Below are 23839 nucleotides of genomic sequence, written 5' to 3'. Positions count from 1 at the left end.
TATCGCGTCTGCCGGCAAGTAATAACAGAATCAGATCTGTGATAATTTTACGTATCAGTTTGATGGCCTGATCATCAGGCCTTGATCCGTTATCGCCCCCGGCAAAGCCCCCTGCCCCATGAAGCGCTACGAAGAACTGGCGGAAACGCTGGCCAAGGACATCCGCAACGGCAACCTGCCGCCCGGCACCAAGATGCCGTCGATCCGCAAGACCGTCGCGCAGTATGGCGTGAGCCCCGCCACCGCCTTCCAGGCTTACTACCGCCTGGAAGAACGCGGCCTGGTGCGGGCGCGCGAGCGCTCGGGCTATTACGTGACGGGCCCGGTCGGGCGACCGCTGCCGCAACCGGCCGCGCGGCGCTCGCACGAGGTCTCGACCGATGTCGATATTTCCAAGCTGGTCTTCTCCGTGCTCGATGCCGCGCGCGACCCGCAGCTTGTCCAGCTGGGCTCGGCCTTCCCCTCGCCCGAGCTGTTCCCCTGGGAACGGCTGGGCAAGTCGCTGGCCCGCGCCGGGCGTGAACTCGATCCGTGGTATTCCGTCAACGACATGCCGGCCGGGCACCTGGCCCTGCGCCAGCAGATCGGCCTGCGCTACCTGGGCGCCGGCGCCCCGCAACCCACCGACGAAATCGTGGTTACCAACGGTGCGCTGGAAGCGCTCAACCTGTGCCTGATGGCGGTGACCCAGCCCGGGGACGTGGTGGCCATCGAGTCCCCCGGTTTTTACGCGGCGCTGCAGGCGCTCGAGCGGCTGCGCCTGCGCGCGGTCGAGATTCCAGTGGACCCGCGCGAGGGCATCGACCTGGGCGCGCTGGCGGAGGCCCTGGAGCGCCACCCGATCAAGGCCTGCTGGTTTATGACGCAGTTCCAGAACCCGCTTGGCGCCAGCATGTCCGAAGCCAGGAAGCAGGAGCTGGTGGCCTTGCTGGCCCGCCACGGCGTGCCCCTGATCGAGGACGATGTCTATGGCGAGCTGTACTTCGGCAATCGTTGCCCCCTGCCCGCCAAGGCCTTCGACCAGGAAGGGCTGGTCATGCACTGCAGTTCCTTCTCCAAGACGCTGGCGCCGGGCTTCCGGGTGGGCTGGGTGGCGCCAGGGCGGTTTGGCCTGGCGATCCAGCGCCTGCGGCTGATGACCACGCTGTCGGCCGGCGTGCCGACGCAAGTGGCGCTGTCGGAGTACCTGCAGAACGGCGGCTACGACAAGCACCTGCGGCGCCTGCGTCATTTGCTGGAAATGCAGCAAGGCCAGCTGATCGCGGCCATCGGCCGGCATTTCCCCGACAACGTGCGGGTCTCGCAGCCCGCCGGCGGCTATTTCCTGTGGGTGGAGTTCGCGCCGGATTTCGACGCCCTGGCCCTGCATCGCGCGGCGCTGGAGCATGGCATCGGGATTGCGCCGGGCCCGATTTTCTCGGCGCGGCAAGGTTACCGCAACTGCATCCGGCTGAACTACGGCCACCTGTGGAGCGATGCCGTGGAAGCCGCGGTGGCCAGGCTGGGGGCGCTGGCGAAGGCGCAATCGTAATCGTGCCAGGAGGGACGTCCCGGGGGCGGCCGACTGCGTCAGTCCTGACGGCGGGTCCAACGGGGAATCGACTCGCCAGTGCCGAGCGGCACCACCTCGGTCGGCATCGGCTTTGGCATCGCTCGCTTCGCTCCATTGAGCGATGGCATGTTCTGCGCCCTGCTCTACTGTATCGAGCGGCACGAGGCCGCGCCCATCCGCATCGGATTTCCGTTCTCTGCCTACAACATGGGAGTGCTCACCCCGTCGACGGCAGCCGTGTTCCGCCAACGCGGCGGCATCCGACGACGAGGCTGTACTCACGCCCGCTGCGGCGGTCTGGCCGATTTCCTCGGCACAGTGATCAAGCGCCTGCCGCAAGACGGTGTCCAGGCGCCTCAATGAGAGGCCATGGTACAGCCGCATTAATGAATGAGGCCAAGTCCTTCATGGGGCTGGGTGAATGGACGCACTCCCGGTTCACGTCCGGCTTTCGTGCACTGCAGTCATCGCGCAAGCGGTCAATTCACTCCACCGAACGTTCGCGATTTGGGGCGGCATGCTGTCTTGAGTCACAACTTCGCGGCAGTTTGATCAGAATACCCTTCCATATCGCTAACAAAAGCCAGCGATATGGATGCGTTTAGAAATCACGTCCAAGGTCGTTCAAATACGCGATGCGAACGCATCGATACCCGTCATCGCTGCAGACAATATCCAGAGACGCTCGGCTTGTTCTGGATCATTCGCATGGGGACGCACCCCAGCTTCTTCATCGCCCGTGGTCACCGGCGCAACGTCACAGTCCTCGCAGTAGAGGCCACCAAGTCCGGCCAGGCGAGGCGACGTCGCCGCCCACACCTGGGTCGCCGCGCCTTGCGCGGGCGTCTTGAAGGTTGGGTCGAGCGGCATGCCGTGTTCGTCGACCCAGCCGGCCGCCATCATTTCTTCGCGTGTCAGGTGCCGCTGCAGCGGGGTGGCGATCTTGCCCGGATGCAGCGAGAACGCGCGCACACCGTCACGCTCGCCGAGTGCGTCGAGATGGACCGCGAAGAGCGCATTGGCGGTTTTCGATTGCCCATACGCGAGCCACTTGTCGTAGTCGCGCGTGAATTGCACGTCGTTCCAGCGTATTGGCGACAGCCGGTGCCCAAGCGACGACACCGCGATCACACGCGCCCCGTTACCGTGCGCAAGTACGGGCCACAGTTGGTTGACGAGCGCGTAATGGCCGAGATGGTTGATCGCGAACTGTGCTTCCCAGCCGTTACCGACGCGCGTCTCCGGGCAAGCCATCACGCCGGCGCTGTTGATGACGATATGAACGTTGCGACGCGCATCGACGAATCGCGCGGCAAACGCGCTGACGCTCGCGAGGTCTCCAAGGTCAAGTACTTCAACTTCCACGCCGTCGATACCCCGTGTCGCGGCGCGCGCGGCGTCAATATTCCGCGCGCCGACCACGACGCGTGCGCCGGCCCGCGCGAGCGAGCGAGTCGTCTCCAGACCGAGGCCAGAGTGACCGCCCGTCACAATGACAGTCGCGCCGGTTACGTCGACGCCGTCGAGTACGTCGTTTGCCGTCGTAGCGGTGCCGAAGCCGGAACCAAGTGGAATCTGCTGGTGCGTCATGGGAACTCCCTGATTGCGCGACGCGATCGGCCGACGGTCGGCCGTGCTGTCGTACAGCGTTATTCTCGCGTGATGAATCCGGACCGTGAATGCCATAGAATCCGGATTCTCATCGAGATCGTCCGGAGGACACGCATGGACCCGCTATCGGATGTGCTGTCGCTGCTGGAAACGCGCAACTCGTACTTCGGCGGCCTGAAGGCCGGCGGTGCGTGGGCGATCGACTGCCCGCCGCCCGACGGCGTCAAATTCAACGCGGTGGTCGAAGGCTCGTGCTGGCTCACTGTCGACGGCGTCGGGAAGCCGGTGCAATTGCATGCGGGCGATTGTTTTCTGCTCGCGGAACCGCGTGCGTTTTCGCTTGCCAGTGATCTGTCAGTCAAACCTGTCGCGGCGGAAGACGTTTATCGCTTCGCCGAGCGCGGCATCGCGCACTGCGGCGAGCCCCCGGACTTCTTCCTGATTGGCGGCCGCTTTTCGTTTGAGGACGACGCCAAGCTGTTGCTCGGCAGCCTGCCGCCCGTCGCGGTCGTGAGCGGCGATTCCGAGCAGGCAGCCGTGCTTCGTTGGGCGCTGCAGCGACTTGCGCACGAACTTGATGTCCAGTCGCCGGGCGCGTCGCTGATGGTTCGGCACCTGGGACACATGATGCTAGTGGAGATGCTGCGGCTCTATGCCGGTGGGCGTGAACGCGGCGCGATCGGATGGCTCGCTGCGTTCGCGGACACGCGGATCTCGGCGGCGCTTGAGGCGATTCACGCAGAGCCCGCACGGCGCTGGACCGTTGACGATCTTGCGGCCCGCTGCAACGTTTCACGCTCAACGTTCGCGTTGCATTTCAAGCGGCGGGTGGGATTCGGTCCGCTCGAGTATGTGTTGCGTTGGCGCATGCAACTCGCGACACGCGAACTGCGCCGCTCGAACGCGTCGGTCTCCGCCATTGCGCAGGCGCTTGGCTACGACTCGGACAGCGCGTTCAGCCACGCATTCAAGCGGGCCGTCGGTTGCTCGCCGCGAGATTACCGGACTGAGCCATGGCCCACCTGACGAAACGCCACTCATCAGTCATGCCGCCCGAGCAAGCCATAGGTTTCATATTGAAATCATAAGCTTAGCCAGAGATGTGGTGGATTTTAACGAATCCCGGTCCCTCACGCGACAGGCCAAGCGATGCCGTATCGATGCCCAGGTGTTCCATCAGCGCCTCCCTCCCCGCCGGCGTGACATGGACGGCGCGGGACGATGTCGAGCGCCGCAGCCATCCCTTCGCGCACAACAGCGCCGTCAGCGCAACGCCGAGCGGTCCGGCGAGGTGATACTGCCGCTCGGTCCAGTCCAGGCATTGCCGGGCGATGCCGCGCCGGGCTGGCTTGACTCCCGCCACGTCCAGGCCCATGCGGCCAAACCATGCCATACCTGCCTGGCTGACCTCGAACCGCTTATCCGGCACTGCCACCAGGAAGCCTCGTGCCTGCATGGCCTGTGTCATGGCGACGCCGACGCTTCCCGCCAGGTGATCGTAGCAACAACGCGCAAACTGCAGATGCTGTGCCTCGCGGCTGGGCGGCCTGCGGCGCATCGTTCCCACCGGGCCGATGGTGGCGAGATGTTCCAGGACTTGCGCCACATGAGCGCCGGCCAGACGGTAGTAGCGATGCCGCCCCTGCGTCTCGACCACGAGCAGGCCGCCGGCAAGGAGTTTTCCCAGATGCGAACTCGCCGTCTGCGCGGTCACGCAGGCGGCGCAGGCCAGTTCGCCGGCGGGCCGCGCGCGGCCGTCCAGCAGGCTCATCAGCATGGCGGCGCGTGCCGGGTCGGCGATCAGGAACGCGGCGGCGGCGATATTCGGGTGCGCATCCATGCCTGGATCTCCAATCTCTGGTCTCTCGTAGGACACCGTTACGATAGCATCCAGACCCGATCGCATGCTTCGACACGCATCGAAGCATCTGTCGTCCATCCGCAGCTAGAGTCCAGGTCATCGATTTGACAATGACAAGGACAATTAACGATGGAGACTGGCGACATGCGGAGCGGACACACATTCCAGCGCGGCATCCTGGCAGCCACCAGTATCAGCTATGTCGTCGTTGCCCTGGACGCATCCATCGTCAACGTGGCGCTGGATAGTCTGTCCACGGCATTCGGCACGCATATCGCGGGCCTGCAATGGGTCGTCAATGCCTATACCCTGGCGTTCGCCAGCCTGCTCCTGACGGGCGGCTTGCTGGGAGACCGCTGGGGCGCACGGAATACCTACCTCGCCGGTCTGGTGGTGTTCACCTGCGCCTCGGTGCTTTGCGGCCTGGCAAGCGGCTTGCCAGGTCTCGTCGTTGCCCGCCTCCTCCAGGGCGTTGGCGCGGCGCTGCTGGTGCCATGTTCGCTGAAACTCATCAATCATGCCTGCCCCGATCCGGAGGAACGGGCACGTGCTGTTGGCGTATGGGTTGGTTGCGGCGGCGTCGCCATGGCGGCCGGGCCGCTGGTTGGCGGTGTTCTCATCGATCTGTTCGGCTGGCGCAGCATCTTCTTCGTGAATCTGCCGGTTGGCTTGGCCGGCATAGGGATGGCGTGGCGCATCGCGCGCGACCGGAAGCTGCCGCAGGCTGGCCGCCTCGATCTTCTGGGACAGGTCAGCGCCATGGTCGCGCTTGGCGCGCTCATCGGCGTGCTGATCGAAGGCCAGGCGCTGGGATGGGCTTCACCGCCGATTGTTGCAGGCAGCGTAGTCGCCGTTGCAGCCTGGGTGACATTTCTGCTGACCGAGGCACGAAACAGGCATCCGATGCTGCCGGTGGCATTCTTCAAGAGCGCCATCTTCACCGGGTCAGTCTGTGTTTCCATGGCCTCGGCCTTCGTGTTCTACGGCCTGCTCTTTGTCACAAGCCTCTACTATCAGCAGGTCCTGGCCTACTCGCCACTGCGGACCGGGCTCGCTTTCCTGCCGATGACGACGATGGTGGCTATCGGGAGCCTGGTCTCCAGCCGCATCTCGAAACGGTGCGGCACGCGGTGGTCCATGTGCGGCGCCTTCGGTTTCTATGCGGCAGGCGCCCTGGGTATGTTTTGGACCAGCCCCACCTCGCCTTACTGGGTTGCTGCCGTGCCCATGCTGGCGATTGGCCTGGCTTCCGGCTTTATCTCGCCGGCAGCGACGGCGCCCGCCATGGGGACCGTCGAAAAACACCAGGCCGGCATTGCCGCCGCGGTACTCAATTCGGCCCGGCAACTGGGCGCCGCACTGGGTGTGGCCATCTTCGGCGCGCTGATCGCGGCCACCCGGCCGTTTCAAGCCGGCGTGCGAGCCGGGCTTTACGTGACCGTGGTCGTCTCGCTCTCGGCTGCGGCGTTCTGGTGGCTCGCCTTGGCGAACAAGGCAAAGACGCCGGCATTGGCCATGGACAACGTCACGGAATAAGACTACAGGCCCTGCCCCTTCAGGCTGCCGGCCCGCCCTGGCCCTGCCTGCCCAGATACCATTCCCCCAGCTCGAATCCCGCCTGCACCAGCAGCGCCAGCACGGCGGCCGGGATGGCGCCGGCCATCAGCAGGACGTGATCATTCAGCGCCAGTCCGATGGCGATGCGTTCGCCATAGCCGCCGGCGCCGACAAAGGCGGCAATGGTGGCGGTGCCGACGCTGATGATGGCTGCCGTCTTGATGCCCGCCAGCAGCACCGGCATCGACAGCGGCAGCTCGACGTAGCGCAGCACCTGGCCGGGCCGGAAACCCAGGGCGCGCGCCGCCTCCCGCATGCCGGCCGGTACCTGCTGCAGGCCGGTCAGGGTATTGCGCACGATCGGCAGCAGCGCATAGAGAAACAGCGCCACCATCGCCGGCCATACGCCGATGCGCCCCAGCAGCGGAATCAGCATGGCGAGCAAGGCCAGCGACGGCACCGTCTGCAGCACGCTCACCGCCGCCATCAGGACCAGGCCCAGCCTCGGCCGGCGCGCGGCCACGATGGCCAGCGGCACGCCAATCAGGGCCGCCGCGCCGACCGCCCCGAACACCAGGGCCAGGTGACGCCAGGTCAGCCGCAAGGTCTCGCGGCCAAACAAGGTGCCGGCAAGCCCGGCACGCGCGGCCGTCCGGGTCCCTGCCTGATCGCCCGCCGTGCTGGCACCGCTCTTCGCCAGGAAGGTGCGCGCCACCGTGTCGAAGGATTGCCCGTCCAGTTCGGCCGCCGCATTCATCGCGATCATGTCCCGCGCTTGCACCTTGCCGGCCAGGCTGGTCAATGCCTGCCAGGCCGCCGGGAAGCGCTGCGGCACGTCGCGCCGGTAAAGCACCACGGCGTCATAGCGCGGAAAGTAATGGCGATCGTCCGTCAGCACGCGCAGTCCGTACTTGCGGATCTTGGCATCGGTGGAATAAATGTCGATGGCGTCGACCTGCCCGCTGGCCAGTGCTTCGTAGGCAACGCCGTGGTCCAGCCCCAGCGGATGCTGGCGCAGGCCATAACGCTGCGCCAGCCCCGGCCAGCCATCGGCCCGGCCGAGGAATTCGTGCGACAGGCCCAGCCGCAATTGCGGCTGCCCGGCCAGGTCGCCCAGCGCTGCCAGGCCAAGCCGGCGCGCCTTTGCCTCGTCCACTGCCAGGGCGTAGGTGTTCTCGAATCCGAGCGGGATGCCGGCCGCCAGGCCAAGCGGCGCCAGCGCCCGATTGATCTGATCGAGGGTGGTGCCGGGCGGCAGCTTGAGGATTTCGCTGGCAACCGTGCCGGTGTAGTCCGGGTACAGGTCGATGCTGCCCGCCTTGAGCGCCTCGAACACGATGGCCGTGTTGCCGAGGCCGGGCGTGTGCTGGGCGCTGCCATGGGCGGCCGCGGTCTGGGTGAGGATTTCCCCGAGGATGTAGGACTCGGTAAAACGCTTGGAGCCGATCCGCAGCGTGTCGGCGCGCGCCGTGCCTGCCGCGGCCAGCAGCGCAAGCCCGATCAGCGCGGAAGCGAGCACCGCCATGGTCCTGGATAGCCCGGCCTGGATGCTAAGGCCGGCGCCGCGCGCGCGGCCTTGGTCGGCATTCAAATGAGGTGCTCTCCCGTGTGTCATGCCGGGCCCGCGGTGCGCCGGCGCGGTCCGGTAAATCGCACCGCAACACAGGCATCGCGACCGCCCGGCCTGTCATGGATTCCATGATACGTGCCGGGCCAGGCACCGGCGGCTCAGAGCTCCTGCTGTTTGGCGGATCCGCCCTCGTGGATCTGCACGAACTCCGATTCGATCACTTGCGGCTTGGACGCCTGGATGTCGCGCGTGTTCTTTTGCACCGCAATCGCCCCGAACAGGGCGAGCACGAACGACATACCGTAGAAGCCTTTCTCGCTCAGCGCCAGGGTGGCGTTGAACAGGCCGACGCCGAGCAGCGCCACGGCAAGCAGCACGGACACCCAGCACAAGCCGTAGTAGATGCCCGTCACCGGGATGCCTTCCATGCGGTCGCGCACGCTTTTTTGCACGGAAACCGCCGCAAAGAGGCCGTACACCAGCACTGTGAAGTAGTAGCCCCGCTCGTTGAGCTGCATGTCGGCGTTGAACAGCCCGATGAGAAATGCCACAAAGCCGGCAAGGAGTGCCGCCCAGGATGCTGCGACGAAGGCAAAAGTGGGCTGGCTGGATGGGTGGGTCATGAATATCTCCGTGCAATAGGGTGCGAGTCAGGCGCCTCTTTTCACATTGCGTGCCTTCCCCAGGTGCGCAATGCTACCCAATAAAGCCACATTTTTGCCAGAAGCGCAGCATATTTGCGAATTTTGTCACTATCTCGAATCATTTGCATGTCGGGCTCGTATCCCGGGCCGCTGCAATCCATCCTTCAGCGCCGCATTAGCACATACGAAAATAGTATTTGCAATACGAATGCTTGGTGGTCCAGAATCCAGAAAAAGCATACATCGCATCAGCGACATCGAGCCCCCATGGAAATCCGGCAACTGGAAGCCTTCGCGGCAGTCATGACCAGCGGCAGCATCACCGCCGCCGGGCGCCTGCTGGGGCGCTCCCAGCCGGCCATCACCCGCCTGATCCAGGAGCTGGAGAGCGAGATCGGCTTTGCGCTGTTTGCCCGCAGCGGGCCGCGCGTCAGCCCTACCGAGCGGGGCTTCCTGCTGTATGAGGAAGTGGAACATGCGCTGGTGGGCTTGCAGCAGATCCGCGCCCGCGCCGCCGAAATCGCCCGCGAGGAGAACCGCTCGCTGCAGGTTGCCGCCACCCCGGCCCTGGCGGCGGGCCTGCTGCCCCTCGCCCTGGCCGGCAAGCAGCCGGACCATGCCACGGCCGGCACGGCAGGCTCGGGCCATGCCAGCCATATCCATATCAATAGCGCTTCCCCGGAAAAAGTCGTGCACTCGGTGCTGACCGGCGCGGCCGAGATCGGGCTGACCAGCCTGCCGCTGGAGCACCGCGGCGTGACCGTGCACTGGATCGGGCAGGCGGCCTGCGTTGCCGCGGTGCGCGCCGACGATCCGCTGGCCGCGCGCGCCACCATCCCGCTCGCGGCCTGCAGCGGACGGCGCATCGTCACCATGCAGAACCCCTACCGGCTGCGCCGCCGCCTGGACGAGGCCTTTGCCCGGGCGGGCGTGGAGCCGGCCGCGCTGATCGACACCAATTCCTCGCTCAACGCGCTGACCGCGGTACGCGCCGGCCTCGGCATCGCCGTGCTGGAGCCGGTGACCGCGCGCGGCGTGCCGCTGGCGGACATCGTGGTGCGGCCCATCGACGCCGACATCCCCTTTTATTTTGGCGTGATCACCCCCCAGTCCAGGCCGGCCAGCGCCGCAGTGCTGGCACTGATCGACACGCTGGCGGCCGCGGCCCGCGCGCTGCTGCCGGATTTCACCCAGCGCGGGCCGGAGCAGCACGGCGCGCTGCTGCAAGCACTGTATGGCGACGCCACGGCCACCGAGCCGGCCGGCGCCCCCCTCGACACCGACGACACCGACCTATGAACTTGCCCGCTGACGCCACCCCGGCAGAATCCGCCAACGCCGCCCAGGGCCTCGCCAAGCTGGAAGCGCGCCTGCGCCAGGATCTCGCCTGGCTGGAACTGCCCACCAGGAACTGGACCGTAGCGCGGGCGCATGACGGCGAACCGGTGCTCGACGTCGCCGTGATCGGCGGCGGCATGGCCGGCATGGCCGCGGCGGCCACACTCAAGCACCTGGGCGTGAACGTGCGCATCTTCGACCGCTCGCCCGAAGGCTTCGAGGGCCCCTGGGCCACCACGGCGCGCATGGAGACGCTGCGCTCGCCCAAGCAACTGACCGGGCCCGCGCTGGGCCTGCCCGCCCTCACCTTCCGCGCCTGGTTCGAAGCGCAATTCGGCGGCGAGGCCTGGGAGACGCTGGACAAGATCCCGCGCCTGCAGTGGATGGACTACCTGCGCTGGTACCGCCGCGTGCTGGATCTCGACATCTGCAACGAACACCAGGTCGAGCGCGTGCTGCCGCGCCCCGACGGCCTGGTGGCGCTGGCAATGCGCACGCCCTCCGGCGGGCAGACCGTGCTGGCGCGCCGCGTGGTGCTGGCCACCGGCCGCGACGGACTGGGCGGCGCCCATGTGCCGCCGTTCGCGCAGGACCTGCCGCGCGCGCGCTGGGCGCATTCGAGCGATGCCTTCGATTACGGCACCTTGCGCGGCAAGCGCGTGGGCGTGATCGGCGCCGGCGCCTCCGCCATGGATAGCGCTGCCACCGCGCTGGAAGCGGGCGCAGCCAGCGTCGACCTGCTGATCCGCCGTGCTGACATCCCGCGTATCAACAAGGGCAAGGGCGCCGGCAACCCGGGCCTCACGCATGGCCATGCCGGCCTGCCCGACGAATGGAAGTGGCGCATCCGCCATTACATCAACGCGCAGCAGGTGCCGCCACCGCGCGGCAGCACGCTGCGGGTTTCGCGGCACGAGAATGCCCGCTTCAACCTGGGCTGTCCCATCGAGCGCATCGAGCAATCCGGCGACGCGCTGCTGGTGCACACGCCAAAGGGCGTGTTCGAGCTGGATTTCCTGATTTTCTCGACGGGTTTCCGCATTGCCCTGGAAACGCGCGAGGAGTTCGCCGCCTTCGCCGGGCAGATCCGTTACTGGCGCGACCGCTACGCGCCGCGCGACGGCCAGCAAGACCAGGAGCTGTCGGACTCGCCGGATCTTGGCCCGGCCTTCGAATTCCTGGAGAAAACGCCTGGCGCCTGCCCGGGCCTGTCGCGTATCCACTGCTTCTGCTATCCCGCCGCGCTATCGCACGGCACCGTGTCGGGCGATATCCCGGCCATCAGCGATGGTGCCAGACGCCTCGGCCAGGGTATTGCGGGCCTGCTCTACCAGGAAGACGTGGAATTCCACTATGCCAATATGGAAGCCTTCGCCGAACCCGAAGTCTTTGGCGACGAGTGGGTACCGGCCGGGCCGCCGCCGGCACTTCGCGCCGGCGTGGCGAACGCATCATGAGCCGCTGGCCGATCCGATGGCTGGCGCGCCGGCTGGCGCAGTCGCTGCTGGTGGTGCTGGCGATGTCGGTGATCGTCTTCGCCGGGCTGCACGCGATCGGCAACCCGGTCGACATCCTGATCGGCCAGGACGTGGACCAGGTCGAGCGTGCCCGCATCATCGCCAGGCTGGGGCTGGACCAGCCCTTATGGCGCCAGTACCTGTCCTTTCTGCATGGCGCGCTGCGCGGCGACCTGGGCAACAGCTTTGTCTATAACGTGCCGGCCATCCAGCTGATCCTGCAACGGCTGCCGGCCACGCTGGAACTGGCTGTGGCGGCACTGCTGCTGGCGATCCTGGTGGGTGTGCCGCTGGGCCTGTTCGCCGGGCTCTATCCGGAGCATCCGCTGTCGCGCGTACTGATGACCGGCAGCATCGTCGGCTTCTCGCTGCCCACCTTCTGGGTCGGGCTGATGCTGATCATGGCCTTCAGCGTGCGGCTCGGCTGGCTGCCATCGGGCGGGCGCGGCGCCACCGCCGAGTGGCTCGGCGTGCCTTGGTCGTGGCTCACCGCGGACGGCCTGCGCCACCTGATCCTGCCTGCCATCAACCTGTCGCTGTTCAAGGTCTCGCTGGTGTTGCGGCTGACGCGCGCCGGTGTGCGCGAGGTGCTGCCGCAGGACTGGGTCAAGTTCGCGCGCGCCAAGGGCCTGTCGCCGCTTCGCGTGGTGCTGGGCCACGTGCTGCGCAACACCATGATCCCGCTGGTGACGGTGCTGGGGCTGGAATTCGGCTCGACCATCGCCTTCGCCGTGGTGACCGAGAGCATCTTTGCCTGGCCGGGCGCCGGCAAGCTGATCCTCGACAGCATCAACGCGCTGGACCGTCCGGTGATCGTTTCCTACCTGATCGTGGTGGTGTGCCTGTTCGTCACGCTGAACCTGATCGTGGACATTCTCTACAAGCTGCTCGACCCGCGCGTGCGGCTGGAGACCGCCGCATGAGCGCCATCGACAACACTGCCCCCGCCATGCCTGCCCCGCCCCAGGCACTGCGCCGTGAATCGCCCTGGCGCCGGGTGGCGGCGGATTTCTTCGCCTCGCGCACTGCCGTGTTCGGCCTTGCCGTGCTGGCCATCCTGATGCTGGCCGCCATCTTCGCGCCGCTGGTGACGCCGCAGAATCCCTACGACCTGCTGCAGCTCGACGTGATGGACGCACGCCTGGCGCCCGGCACGCCCAACGGCGCCGGCAGCTTCAGCTACTGGCTGGGCACCGACGGCCAGGGGCGCGACATCTTCTCCGGCATCCTCTATGGCCTGCGCATCAGCCTGACCGTGGGCGTGGGCTCGGCGCTGATCGCCGGGATCGTCGGCACCCTGCTGGGTTTGCTGGCCGCCTATGCCGGCGGCCGCATCGACAGCCTGATCATGCGCACGGTGGACCTGCTGCTGTCCTTCCCGTCGATCCTGGTGGCGATGATGATCCTGGCCTTCCTCGGCAAGGGCGTGCTCAATGTGGTGCTGACCCTGGTGATCCTGGAATGGGCCTACTATGCGCGCGCCGCGCGCGGCCAGGCGCTGGTGGAGAGCCGGCGCGAATACGTGGAAGCGGCGCGCGGCCAGGGCATCTCCAACTGGCGCATCGTGGTGGGCCATATCCTGCCGAACTGCCTGCCGCCCCTGATCGTGATCGGCTCGCTGCAGGTGGCGCGCGCCATCACGCTGGAAGCCACGCTGTCCTTCCTCGGCCTGGGCGTGCCGGTGACCGAGCCATCGCTTGGCCTGCTGATCGCCAACGGCTACCAGTTCATGCTGTCCGACGAATACTGGATCAGTTTCTTCCCCGGCATCGCGCTGCTGGTCACGGTGGTGGCCATCAACCTGGTGGGAGACCGCCTGCGCGACGTACTCAACCCGAGACTGCAGAAATGACGGCGGCAAGCATCGACAAGGCCGTGCCCACGCTGGAAGTCCGCCATCTGCGCACGCACTTCGAAACCCGCGCCGGCGTGCTGCCGGCGGTGGACGACGTTTCCTTCAGCGTGCCGCGCGGCCGCATTCTCGGGCTGGTGGGCGAATCCGGCTCGGGCAAGTCGGTGACGGGATTCTCCATCATGGGACTGGTCGACGCGCCGGGACGCATCGTGGGCGGCGAGATCCTGTTCCAGGGCCGCGAGCTGACCTGCATGCGGCCCGCCGAACTGCGCCAGCTGCAGGGCAATCGCATCGCGATGATCTTCCAGGACCCGATGATGACGCTCAACCCGGTGATGCGGGTGGATGCGCAGATGATCGAGGCGGTACGCGCCCATAGCGCCGCGAGCCATAAGCAGGCGCGCGAGCAGGCGCGCGATACGCTGGGGATGATGGGCATTCCGAGCCCCGAGGAACGCCTGCGCGCGTATCCGCACCAGCTTTCCGGCGGCATGCGCCAGCGCGTGGCGATCGCCATCGCCATGCTGCACCGGCCCGACCTGATCATTGCCGACGAGCCCACCACCGCGCTGGACGTCACCATCCAGGCGCAGATCCTGTCCGAGGTGCAGAAGCTGGCGCGCCAGCACGGCACGGCGCTGATCTGGATCACGCACGACCTGTCCGTGGTGGCCGGCCTGGCCGACGAGGTGGCGGTGATGTACGCCGGCCGCATCGTCGAGCAAGGCCCGGTAGACGCCGTGCTCGATCATCCGCTGCACCCCTACACGGCAGGCCTGATCGGCAGCCTGCCGAGCCTGAACAAGCGCGGCCAGCGCCTGCGCCAGATCCCTGGCATGACGCCGAACCTGCTGACGATGCCGCCCGGCTGCGCCTTTGCCGCGCGCTGCCCGCGCGCCTCCGGGGCTTGCCGCGAGGCCCCGGCGATCAGCTCGCCCGGAGCCTTGCGCCAGGTCCGTTGCTTTCACCCGGGCCAGCCGGCCGTCACCGCGGAGTTCGCATGAAGCCGACTGAACACGCCGCCGGCGAGCCGCCGCGCTTGCCTGCGCTGATCGACGCCCGCGGCCTTGCCAAGCGCTTTGGCGAGCAGCATCCCGGCCGCTTCGACTATATTGGCCGCGCGCTGCGGCGGCTGGGCTGGTCGGAACCGGCGCCGGTCACCCATGCCGTGGACGGCGTCGACCTGCAGATCCGCCGTGGCGAAGTGGTTGGCCTGGTGGGCGAATCCGGCTGCGGCAAGTCCACGCTCGGGCGCATGGTGGCCGGCCTGCTGCCACCGTCGGCGGGGGAGATCCGCGTGGACGGCCAAAGCGTCGACGGCCTGGATGCCGCCGCCCGCCGCGCGCTGCGCCTGAAGATACAGATGGTGTTCCAGGATCCGTATGCCAGCCTGAACCCGCGCCTGCGGGTCGACCGCATCGTCGGCGAAGGCGCGCGCCTGCACGGGCTGGTGGATGCGGCCGGCTTCGACGACTACGTCAGCGCGCAACTGGAGCGCGCCGGGCTGGACCCGGCCCTGCGCCAGCGCTACCCGCACCAGTTCAGCGGCGGCCAGCGCCAGCGCATCGGCATTGCCCGCGCGCTGGCCGTGCAGCCGGAGCTGCTGGTGTGCGACGAGGCGGTGGCCGCGCTGGATGTCTCGATCCAGGCACAGGTGCTCAACCTGTTCATGGACCTGCGCGAGCAGCTCGGCCTGACCTATCTCTTTATCAGCCACGACCTTGGCGTGGTGGAGCATGTGTCGGACCGCGTGGTCATCATGTACCTGGGCCGCGTGGTGGAGAGCGCGCCCACGGAGGAGATCTTCCGGCAGGCCAACCATCCCTACACGCAGGCGCTGCTGGCGGAAATCCCGCGCCTGGATTCGCGCCACAAGACCTTCACCGCCATCCGCGGCGAGATTCCGAGCCCGCTGGCGCCGCCGCCGGGTTGCCATTTCCATCCGCGCTGCCCGCATGCCATGGCGCGCTGCCGGACCGAGGTGCCGCGCCTGCGCGGCATCGCCGTGAACCATTTCAGCGCCTGCCACCTGAACGACGGCGGCTGAAGCGCGCCGCGCCGCCCTGCTTATTCCAACCGCCCCGAGGAATCCGTCCATGAAACGCCTGTTGTCCCTTTCCGCCAGCGCCACCGTCGCCGCCATGCTCTGCGCCGGCGCCGCCTCCGCGCAGTCGCTGTCGATCGCCTTTGCCGATCCGCTGTCCTCGCTGGACCCGCAACTCAACAACCATGCGGGCGACCGCTCCGTGGACCTGCACTTCTGGGACCTGCTGGTGGAGAACAAGGACAACAAGCTGCAGCCAGGGCTGGCCCTGTCATGGAAGCCGCTGGACGACAAGACCTGGGAATTCAAGCTGCGCCGCGACGTGAAGTGGCAGGACGGCAAGCCCTTCGGCGCCGAGGACGTGATCTTCTCCTACCAGCGCGTGCGCAACGTGCCAGGCAGCGTGGCCTCATTCTCGGGCTATCTGCGCACCGTGGAAGCGGTCACCGCCAAGGATCCGTACACGCTGATCGTCAAGACCACCATCCCGAACCCGGACCTGCCGCTGAACCTGGCCTCGATCCATATCGTCAGCAAGCATGTCGGCGAGAAATCCGGCACCGAGGACTACAACAGCGGCCGCGCCGTGGTCGGCACCGGTCCGTACAAATTCGTCTCCTACACGCCGGGCGACCGTGTGACGATGACGCGCAACGACGGCTACTGGGGCGGCAAGCCGGCCTGGCAGCAGGTCAGCTACCGCTACATCAACAATGGCCCCGCGCGCACCGCGGCGCTCCTGTCCGGCGATGTCGACGTGATCGACAAGGTATCGGTCTCCGACCTCGCCAAGCTCAGGCAGTCGCCCGGCGTGAGCGTCTTCCCCTATGCCGGCCTGCGCGTCATGCTGCTGCAGCCGAGCTTCAAGCCCGGCCCCAACCCGTACATCACCGACAACGCCGGCAAGCCGCTCGACAAGAACCCGCTGCTGGACGTGCGCGTGCGCCGTGCGCTGTCGCTGGCGATCAACCGCCAGGCGGTGGTGGGCCGCATCCTGCAAAACACGGCCAGCGTGGCCAACCAGTGGATGCCGAAGAACACCTTCGGCTACAACCCGGAGGTCAAGGACATCCCCTACGATCCCGAGCAGGCAAAGAAACTGCTGGCCGAGGCGGGTTTCAAGGACGGCTTCAAGCTGACCATCCACGCGCCTAACGACCGCTATCCGCAAGGCCCCGAGACCGCACAGGCGGTGGCGCAGTTCTGGACGCGCGTGGGCGTCAAGACGCAGGTCGAAGTGGTGCCCTGGTCGGTCTACTCGGGCCGCGCCAACAAGAACGAGTACGCGGTCAGCATGCTGGCCTGGGGCAATGGCACCGGCGAAGCCAGCTACGCGCTGGTCAACGTGCTCGCCACCGTGGACGCCAGGAAAGGCCTGGGGGCCTCGAACTGGGGCCACTATAGCAACCCGGCGGTAGACAAGGCGCTGGACGAATCCACGGCCGAGTTCGACGTGCCCAGGCGCGAAGCCATCCTGCGCCGCTCGGTCAAGCTGGTGTCGGACGACGTGGGGGTGCTGCCGCTCTACCATTACCAGAACATCTGGGCCGCGAAGAAGGGCCTGAAGGTGGCGCCGATGACCAGCGACCGTACCGCGGCGATGATGGTCACGCGCGACGGCAAGTAAGGCGGAGCAGCGGATATGGCATTGCTTACCATCACGCCGGCCGACGAGCTGATCGACGTGCCGCGCCGGATCGCCGTGTCGGGCCTGCGCCCCGGCGAAATCGTCACCGTCGCCGCGCGCACGCTGCGCGGCCGGGAGATTCCCTGGGCCAGCGAGGCGGTGTTCGTGGCGGATGCCGCGGGCACTGTCGACCTGGAACGCGACGCGCCTTCGTCCGGCAGCTACTCGGGCGTCAGCCCGATGGGCCTGCTCTGGTCGCAGCGCCCGGTCGACAGCGACAGCCGGGAGCTATTCCACGCCGACGCCACCCGGCCGCTCGCGACCGACATCACTGTGCGCACGGACGGCGGCGAGGTGCGCGGCGAACTGGTGCAGCGCCTGGCGGCCGCCGGCGTGACCCGGCAGGAAGTGCGCGACGACGGCCTGGTCGGCACGCTCTACCTGCCTGCGGGCCCGGGGCCGCATCCGGCGGTGATGGTGCTCAACGGCTCGGGCGGCGGCATCAACGAGCCGCGCGCCGCGCTCTATGCTTCGCGCGGCTATGCCGCGCTGGCGCTGGCGTACTTCAAGGCGCCGGGGCTCTCGGACTATATATCCAATACGCCGCTGGAATACTTCGAGCGCGGCCTGCGCTGGATGCGCCAGCAGGTACGGCCGGCGCGCGATTTCATCGCGCTGTCGGGCCAGTCCCGCGGCGGCGAGCTGGTGCTGCTGCTGGGCGCGACCTTTGCCGGGCTGGTCTCGGCGGTGATCGGCTATGTGCCGGGGGCGGTAGTGCACAGCGCGCAGAATGCCGCCGACCCCGCCATCGGGCGCGAAGGCGCGGCCTGGCTGCACCACGGCAAGCCGCTGGCGCACGTATGGGAGAACAACCGCACTGCCAGCTGGGCGCCTTTCGACGAAGGCCCGGCGCCGCACCGGCACGAACGCGCCATCCTGACCGCGCTGCAGGACCCCGAGGCGGTGGCGCGCGCCCGCATCCGCGTGGAAAACATCCGCGGACCGGTGATGCTGCTGTCGGGCACCGACGACGGCTCCTGGCCTTCCAGCCGGTACTCGCGCATGGTGGTGGACAAGCTGGCCGAAGCCGGGCATCCCTACGCCGTCGAGCATCTCGATTTCGAGGAAGCCGGCCATGCCATCCTGTTTCCCTATGTGCCGGCCACGCAGATGGTCTACGCGCACCCGGTTTCCAGGCGCATCAGCACCACCGGCGGCACGCCCGCGGCCAATGCGGTAGCGGACGAACAATCGTGGATTGGCGTGCGTGAATTCCTGGCCCGCGCGGTCGCCAGTCATGCCGGCCGCGCCGAAGCACCGAACGACTAAACCCCTGAGTCAAGACAGAGAACCCATCATGACCCAAGCCAACCCCGCCATCGCCGACGTGGTGGACCACGTGGCCGGCCTTGCCGCCGGCTCCGCCACGCATGCGCTGCGCCATCAGCGCGACAAAGTCGCCGTATCCACGCAAGGCAGCTACGACGCCCTGTTCGCTCCCGCCCTGCCCGGCCTGGCGCTGGCCGAGCGCCTGCTGGTGGCGCTCTATGCCGCGCGCCTGACGCCGGCGCCGGAACTGGCCGTGCATTACCGCGACCGCCTGCGCGAAGCCGGCGCCGATGCGGCCCTGGTCGCCGTGGCAGGGCAAGGAGATCCCGCCACGCTGGCCGATCCCCGCCTGCGCGCCATCCTGGCCTTCACCCGCACGCTGATCGAAAACCCGGTAGCCGGCGATGAAGCTGCCCTGAAGACCTTGCCCGCCGCCGGCCTGGCCACCCCCGACGTGGTGACCCTGGCGCAACTGATCGCTTTCCTGTCCTACCAGGTACGCCTGGTGGCCGGCCTCAAGGCCCTCAAGACCCTGCAATCCGAGGAGGCCGCAGCATGAGCGCACCGATCAAGGTGAAAGGTTTCACCAACGAAATCCTCGACTGGAAGGCCTGGCTGGACGTGGTCCAGGTAGAGCAGGCGACGCCCGGGCAGGTCGCGGTGCTGGAAGAAAGCCATCCCAAGGCCAAGGTCTCGGATTACTACCTCTTCCTGGTGCACCAGCCCGAGATCCTGCGCCAGCGCTCCACCGCCTTCAACGCCATCATGTACGCGCCCGGCGGCATGGCGCGCGCCGAGCGCGAACTGGCGAGCACGGTGGTGTCGCGGGTCAATGGCTGCGTGTACTGTGCATCGGTGCATGCGCAGCGCTTCGAGCAACTGGCCAAGCGCAACGATGTGATTTCACAGATATTCGAAGACCCGGAAACCGCCGGGACCACCGAGCGCGAGCGGGCAATCTCGAAGTTCTCCATCGAACTGACCGAGCGGCCGAACGAAGTCAGCGCCGAAAGCCTGCGCGCGCTGCGCGAGGTGGGCGTGAGCGACGCGGAGATACTCGATCTGATTCACTCGATCGCCATCTTTGCGTGGGCGAACCGGCTGATGCTGAACCTGGGGGAGCCGGTGTTTCCGGCAGAGGCAGGCTGAAGGCGGTGAGGTGGGGCGCGTGCATTGAGAGTAATCGGCTTCGGCTCGCGCCCGCCCTATCCTTGCGTGGCCGCTGCGCAATGCACGGCCAGCCATACCGTAGGCTGGTCCGCATCGGTCCACGCCACGCGGTGCCGGCAATGCGCCGGCAGGTGCAGCCAGTCGCCGGGCATCAGCTGGCGTGGCGCGGCCTCGCCTTCGATATGCAGGCCGGCGCTGCCGCTCAGCAGCAGCACCCATTCGTCCTGCACGCTGTCGTACCAGAAATCCGGCGGGCTGGCCTGGCCGTTGGAGACGATGCGTTCGATCTTCAGGCCCGGCCGGTCCAGCAGGGGTTCAAAACGCTCCGCGTCGCGGTCGACGGGCACCTGCGCCAGCAGGTTGCCCTGCGGCACAGGCGGCGGACCAGTCGTGGCATCCATCATCGTCTCCCGGTGGCGCCGCCCGACGTCAATCGCCCGAGCCCGGCGCCAGCACGTCGCGCGCGCCGTTGCGGCCCATCGGCGAGACCAGGCCTGCCACTTCCATCTGCTCGATCAGGCGCGCGGCGCGGTTGTAGCCGATGCGCAACTGGCGCTGCACGGCGGAGATCGACGCGCGCCGCGTATTGAGCACGAACGCGGCGGCTTCGTCGTACAGCGGGTCGGCCTCGACCTCGCCGCCATCGCCGAACAGGTCCCCGGCGGCGGCCTCCGCCGGATCGCCGGCGAGGATCGCTTCATCGTAGTCCGGCTCGCCGAACTGCTTCCAGTGTTCCACCACGCGGTGCACTTCGTCATCGGCAACAAAGGCCCCATGCACCCGTTGCGGGTAGCCCGTGCCCGGCGGCAGGAACAGCATATCGCCCTGCCCCAGCAGGCTCTCGGCACCCATCTGGTCGAGAATGGTGCGCGAATCGATCTTGGACGAAACCTGGAAGGCCACCCGGGTCGGGATATTGGCCTTGATCAGACCCGTGATCACGTCCACCGACGGGCGCTGCGTGGCCAGGATCAGGTGGATGCCTGCGGCACGCGCCTTCTGCGCCAGCCGCGCGATCAGCTCTTCGATTTTCTTGCCGGCCACCATCATCAGGTCGGCCAGCTCGTCGATCACCACCACGATCAGCGGCAGCGTGCGCAGCGGCTCGGGGGCATCGGGCGTCAGCGAGAACGGGTTGCGCACGTACTCGCCCGCGGCCTCGGCGGTGCGGATCTTCTGGTTGAAGCCGGCCAGGTTGCGCACGCCCAGCGCCGACATCAGCCGGTAGCGCTTTTCCATTTCGCCCACGCACCAGTTCAGCGCGTGCGCGGCCTGCTTCATATCGGTCACAACCGGCGCGAGCAGGTGCGGGATGCCCTCGTAGACCGACAGCTCCAGCATCTTGGGGTCGATCATGATCAGGCGCACATCGTCCGGCGTGGCCTTGTACAGCAGGGACAGGATCATGGCGTTGACCGCCACCGACTTGCCCGAGCCCGTGGTGCCCGCCACCAGCAAGTGCGGCGCGCGCGCCAGATCGGTCACCACCGGGTTGCCGGTGATGTCCTTGCCCATCGCCAGCACCAGGTTCGAGTTGTGCGCGAGGAATGACGACGCGGCCACGATTTCCGACAGACGGATCATCTGGCGCCGCGCATTGGGTAGCTCCAGTCCCATGCAGGTCTTGCCGGGAATGGTTTCCACCACGCGGATCGAGGTCACGCCCAACGCGCGCGCCAGGTCCTTCATCAGGCCCACCACCTGCGCGCCGCGCACCCCCATGGCGGGGTCCACTTCGAAGCGCGTGATGACCGGGCCGGCCGACGCACCCACCACCGATACCGGCACCTTGAACTCAGCCAGGCGCTGCGCGATCAGGTCACCGGTTTCCTGCAGGCGCTCTTCGGTGACCTGCTCGATATCGGCCGTGGCGGCCTCCAGCAGGCCCAGGTCGGGCAAGCGATAGTCCGAGATACGCGCAGGCGCCGGCGTCACTGCAATGGCCAGCGCCGCAGGCACGCCGGGTGCCACGGGTGCCACTGCTGCTGACGTGGCCGCACCTTGCGCGGCACCGAGCGCGACCACCTTGCCGACCACGGCCTGCAACACGATGCGCGGTTTGGCAGCCGGTGCGGCAGGCAATGCCTCGGGCACCGGGGCAGGCTCGGGTGCGATGACGGCGGCCGGCGCCGCTTCCGCCTGATGCGCCGGTTCGGGACCCATCTCCTCGCCCCGGTGCTCGACCAACAGATTGGCATCGAGAACGCAGTCGGCGCTTTCATCCGTACCAGCCGCGGTTTCGGCTTGAACTCCGACCTCGGGTTCGAACTCGGCTTCGACCTCGGCGTGATGTTCGACTTCGGCTTCGGCTTCGACTTCGACTTCGATTTCAGCCTCGGCCTCAGGCCCGGACGCCGTCAACGAATCCACCGCATCGGCCACGAATGCAACATCACGGGATACGGCGAATTCCGGCGTTTCCGGGACCATGCCTTCGGCATCGCCGGCATTCGCATCGGTGACGGGCTCAGCGGCGGACTCAACAGGCTCTTCGGCTGGTTCCGGCAACGTTTCCCCGCCTGCCCCGTCCTTGGCGGCTTCCCCCACCGCCGCCACCGCCGCCACCTCCGCTACAGCCGGCGCCGCCGGTTTCCAGGCACCGGAGAGGGCTTTCAGCTCTGCCATCAGCGTCTCGGCTTCCTGGCGGATTTCGTCCAGCGTCACGGGCAGCGTTTCGCCAGGCGCGCCGCCGGCAGCCACGGCAACCGGCAGGGCGACATCTTCCGGGGACAGCACTGCAACCGTCTGCGGCTCCGCGAGCGATTGCGCTGGGGCCGTCTTCTCCTCCAGCACCGCGACTGGCTCGATCGGTGCCGGCGGCGTGTGCGCTTGTCCGGCCACGGCTTCCGCCATAGCCGGCGGTGCCTGCCGCGCAGCAGCCGGTTCGCCCGGCAGGTGATCCGCGGTATTGTCCTGTCCCTGCTCACCGTCCTGAGGTGCGGCGTTACCGACCGGGATTGCGGCGCCGCCGGCCTTGGCCTGCACGGACGCGGGCGCCGCTGCGGCAACGGCCGCCGGCGCGGTGGCCGGGTTTCTCCCCGCATCGGGTCGGGCGGTGCGCGAACCGGCTTCCGGCAAGGTGGTGATGGCCGAGCGCACGACGGGTTGCGGCTGGCGCACGGGGTTGCTGGCCACACTCGCGCGCGGTGTCGCGGCCGTTGCGGTGCCGCTGCTGCGAGCCTGCGCTGCCGTTGCCATGGCAGCAGTGCGGGGCTGCGCCGCCGCGGCGATCGAGGTGGTGGCGGCCGCCGCAGCGGATGCGGTGCGTGCGGTAGCCTGGCTGGCGCTCCTGTTCTGGCCGGCGGCACGCGCTGGCGCTGGCTTGGCGGGGGCCCTGGACACGGCCGGCTGCGGTGCCGGCGCGGCGGCTTCCGGCGGCGCAGCCTGCTGGAGCCATATCTCGCCCGGTTGCGGCGGCGACTCGCGGGTGCGCGCAGGCGGTTGCCAGACCGGCTGGCGCCGCGCCGAAACGGCTTCGATGCCTTTGTGGCGCGGTACATGGTCGCTCGTGCCCGGCACGGCGCCATGCGTCGTGCCCAGGTGCGTGGTTTCCCAGTTGTCCGGCTCGCGCACGGTGCGGACCGGTGTACGAACGGCACTGCGAGCCGGTGCAAGATCGGCTTCTTCCGGCTCCGCGGGGCGGGGCTCGCGCAGGAACAGGCTGCGCCAGGTTTCGCCGAAGATCATCGGCGCGGCCAGCGCCAGCACGCCCAGCATCACCAGCAGGCTGGCGCTCCAGCCGAGCATGCCGGAGACGAGCCCGCCCAGCGCACGCCCGGCGCTGCCGCCCGACGTGCTGCCTGCCATGCCGGCCTCGCCCGCAGCGCCCGTCAGCGCTTCCAGCGAAGCGCTTGCGCACAGCACGATCAGCGTGCCCACCCATACCCGGAGCGTGCCCCGGCCGCTCAAGAACCGGCGCTCGCCGGCAAGCAGGCGCGTCACCAGCCGCCATACCAGCGGCACAAGCCACAAGGTCGAAAATCCGAACCAGCCAAAACCCATTATCGAAACGCCATAATCAAATACCTCGGGCTGCGATTGTAGCGGGTCTGGGCGCCGTGCCTGCGCCCAAGATGGCCGCCGTGGCGCAATAGCGCCAGATTTCCGTGCAAAACCTCCCTCCTCCGCCGTGCGATCCGCCGCTGCCGGCCGAGAGCCATGCCC

General features: G+C 67.7%; 18 protein-coding genes and 1 pseudogene. 13 read left to right on the top strand and 6 right to left on the bottom strand.

Going from position 1 to position 23839, the window contains the following annotated elements; translation table 11 throughout:
• Positions 1 to 118: 118 nt before the first annotated feature.
• Together AC3FOF_RS21795 and AC3FOF_RS21790 are read left to right on the top strand one after the other, a co-directional pair.
• The gene (locus AC3FOF_RS21795; RefSeq protein ID WP_276264591.1) at positions 119 to 1531 is read left to right on the top strand and encodes an aminotransferase-like domain-containing protein; all 1413 of its coding nucleotides are present in this window, start codon (positions 119 to 121) and stop codon (positions 1529 to 1531) included.
• A gap of 78 nt (positions 1532 to 1609) precedes the next feature.
• Complete coding sequence (locus tag AC3FOF_RS21790) at positions 1610 to 1915, top strand: hypothetical protein (RefSeq protein ID WP_488727753.1); 306 nt, start codon at positions 1610 to 1612, stop codon at positions 1913 to 1915.
• 261 nt (positions 1916 to 2176) lie between these two features.
• Here AC3FOF_RS21790 and AC3FOF_RS21785 read toward each other — a convergent pair whose 3' ends face one another.
• Complete coding sequence (locus tag AC3FOF_RS21785; RefSeq protein WP_488727773.1) at positions 2177 to 3142, bottom strand: SDR family NAD(P)-dependent oxidoreductase; 966 nt, start codon at positions 3140 to 3142, stop codon at positions 2177 to 2179.
• Between the two features lie 135 nt (positions 3143 to 3277).
• Here AC3FOF_RS21785 and AC3FOF_RS21780 point away from each other — a divergent pair, with 135 nt between their 5' ends.
• Positions 3278 to 4189: an AraC family transcriptional regulator gene (locus AC3FOF_RS21780; RefSeq protein ID WP_488727752.1), complete on the top strand. Its 912-nt coding sequence runs from the start codon at positions 3278 to 3280 to the stop codon at positions 4187 to 4189.
• 64 nt (positions 4190 to 4253) lie between these two features.
• Here the strand turns inward: AC3FOF_RS21780 and AC3FOF_RS21775 are convergent, their stop codons facing one another.
• A complete protein-coding gene (locus tag AC3FOF_RS21775) occupies positions 4254 to 5003 on the bottom strand; it encodes an ArsR/SmtB family transcription factor (protein WP_488727751.1) in 750 nt (249 codons plus the stop codon).
• 165 nt (positions 5004 to 5168) lie between these two features.
• Here AC3FOF_RS21775 and AC3FOF_RS21770 point away from each other — a divergent pair, with 165 nt between their 5' ends.
• Entirely contained in the window at positions 5169 to 6560 is a 1392-nt protein-coding gene (locus AC3FOF_RS21770; RefSeq protein ID WP_488727750.1) for an MFS transporter, read from the top strand.
• 19 nt (positions 6561 to 6579) lie between these two features.
• Here AC3FOF_RS21770 and AC3FOF_RS21765 read toward each other — a convergent pair whose 3' ends face one another.
• Together AC3FOF_RS21765 and yiaA are read right to left on the bottom strand one after the other, a co-directional pair.
• Positions 6580 to 8106: an ABC transporter permease/substrate-binding protein gene (locus AC3FOF_RS21765; protein WP_488727772.1), complete on the bottom strand. Its 1527-nt coding sequence runs from the start codon at positions 8104 to 8106 to the stop codon at positions 6580 to 6582.
• Between the two features lie 203 nt (positions 8107 to 8309).
• Positions 8310 to 8774, bottom strand: a complete 465-nt coding sequence (yiaA, locus tag AC3FOF_RS21760) for an inner membrane protein YiaA (protein WP_017225774.1) — start codon at positions 8772 to 8774, stop codon at positions 8310 to 8312.
• Positions 8775 to 9062: 288 nt separating this feature from the next.
• On the opposite strand from yiaA, the gene AC3FOF_RS21755 reads away from it, so the two are divergent.
• The 9 genes and pseudogenes from AC3FOF_RS21755 (at position 9063) to AC3FOF_RS21715 (ending at position 19654) form a co-directional block, all read left to right on the top strand.
• Positions 9063 to 10094 carry a LysR family transcriptional regulator gene (locus AC3FOF_RS21755; RefSeq protein ID WP_276264588.1) on the top strand — a complete coding sequence of 344 codons (1032 nt, stop codon included), beginning with the start codon at positions 9063 to 9065 and terminating at the stop codon, positions 10092 to 10094.
• Positions 10091 to 11590: an FAD-dependent oxidoreductase gene (locus tag AC3FOF_RS21750; protein ID WP_488727749.1), complete on the top strand. Its 1500-nt coding sequence runs from the start codon at positions 10091 to 10093 to the stop codon at positions 11588 to 11590. Before AC3FOF_RS21755 ends, AC3FOF_RS21750 begins: the two co-directional genes overlap by 4 nt.
• A complete protein-coding gene (locus AC3FOF_RS21745; protein WP_035805455.1) occupies positions 11587 to 12573 on the top strand; it encodes an ABC transporter permease in 987 nt (328 codons plus the stop codon). Before AC3FOF_RS21750 ends, AC3FOF_RS21745 begins: the two co-directional genes overlap by 4 nt.
• Positions 12570 to 13502 (top strand): ABC transporter permease, encoded by a 933-nt coding sequence (locus AC3FOF_RS21740; RefSeq protein ID WP_488727748.1) that lies wholly within the window; start codon positions 12570 to 12572, stop codon positions 13500 to 13502. Before AC3FOF_RS21745 ends, AC3FOF_RS21740 begins: the two co-directional genes overlap by 4 nt.
• Entirely contained in the window at positions 13499 to 14509 is a 1011-nt protein-coding gene (locus tag AC3FOF_RS21735) for an ABC transporter ATP-binding protein (protein WP_488727747.1), read from the top strand. Before AC3FOF_RS21740 ends, AC3FOF_RS21735 begins: the two co-directional genes overlap by 4 nt.
• On the top strand, positions 14506 to 15552 hold the full coding sequence (locus AC3FOF_RS21730; protein WP_488727746.1) for an ABC transporter ATP-binding protein: 1047 nt from the start codon (positions 14506 to 14508) through the stop codon (positions 15550 to 15552). The genes AC3FOF_RS21735 and AC3FOF_RS21730 overlap by 4 nt, the downstream gene beginning before the upstream one ends.
• 49 nt (positions 15553 to 15601) lie before the next feature.
• Positions 15602 to 17176: an ABC transporter substrate-binding protein gene (locus AC3FOF_RS21725; protein WP_276265119.1), complete on the top strand. Its 1575-nt coding sequence runs from the start codon at positions 15602 to 15604 to the stop codon at positions 17174 to 17176.
• 15 nt (positions 17177 to 17191) lie between these two features.
• Positions 17192 to 19064: pseudogene (locus AC3FOF_RS21720) on the top strand (acyl-CoA thioesterase/BAAT N-terminal domain-containing protein).
• A complete protein-coding gene (locus AC3FOF_RS21715; RefSeq protein ID WP_017230306.1) occupies positions 19061 to 19654 on the top strand; it encodes a peroxidase-related enzyme in 594 nt (197 codons plus the stop codon). Before AC3FOF_RS21720 ends, AC3FOF_RS21715 begins: the two are co-directional and overlap by 4 nt.
• A 56-nt stretch (positions 19655 to 19710) precedes the next feature.
• Here AC3FOF_RS21715 and AC3FOF_RS21710 read toward each other — a convergent pair whose 3' ends face one another.
• On the bottom strand, positions 19711 to 20076 hold the full coding sequence (locus AC3FOF_RS21710; RefSeq protein ID WP_488727745.1) for a cupin domain-containing protein: 366 nt from the start codon (positions 20074 to 20076) through the stop codon (positions 19711 to 19713).
• A 28-nt stretch (positions 20077 to 20104) separates the two neighbouring features.
• The gene (locus tag AC3FOF_RS21705; RefSeq protein WP_488727744.1) at positions 20105 to 23677 is read right to left on the bottom strand and encodes an FtsK/SpoIIIE family DNA translocase; all 3573 of its coding nucleotides are present in this window, start codon (positions 23675 to 23677) and stop codon (positions 20105 to 20107) included.
• Positions 23678 to 23839 lie beyond the last annotated feature (162 nt).

The organism is Cupriavidus sp. 96C5-1 (assembly GCF_057798855.1).
Note: the sequence above shows the minus strand (reverse complement) of the source record. Positions and strands in the feature narration are given on the sequence as shown.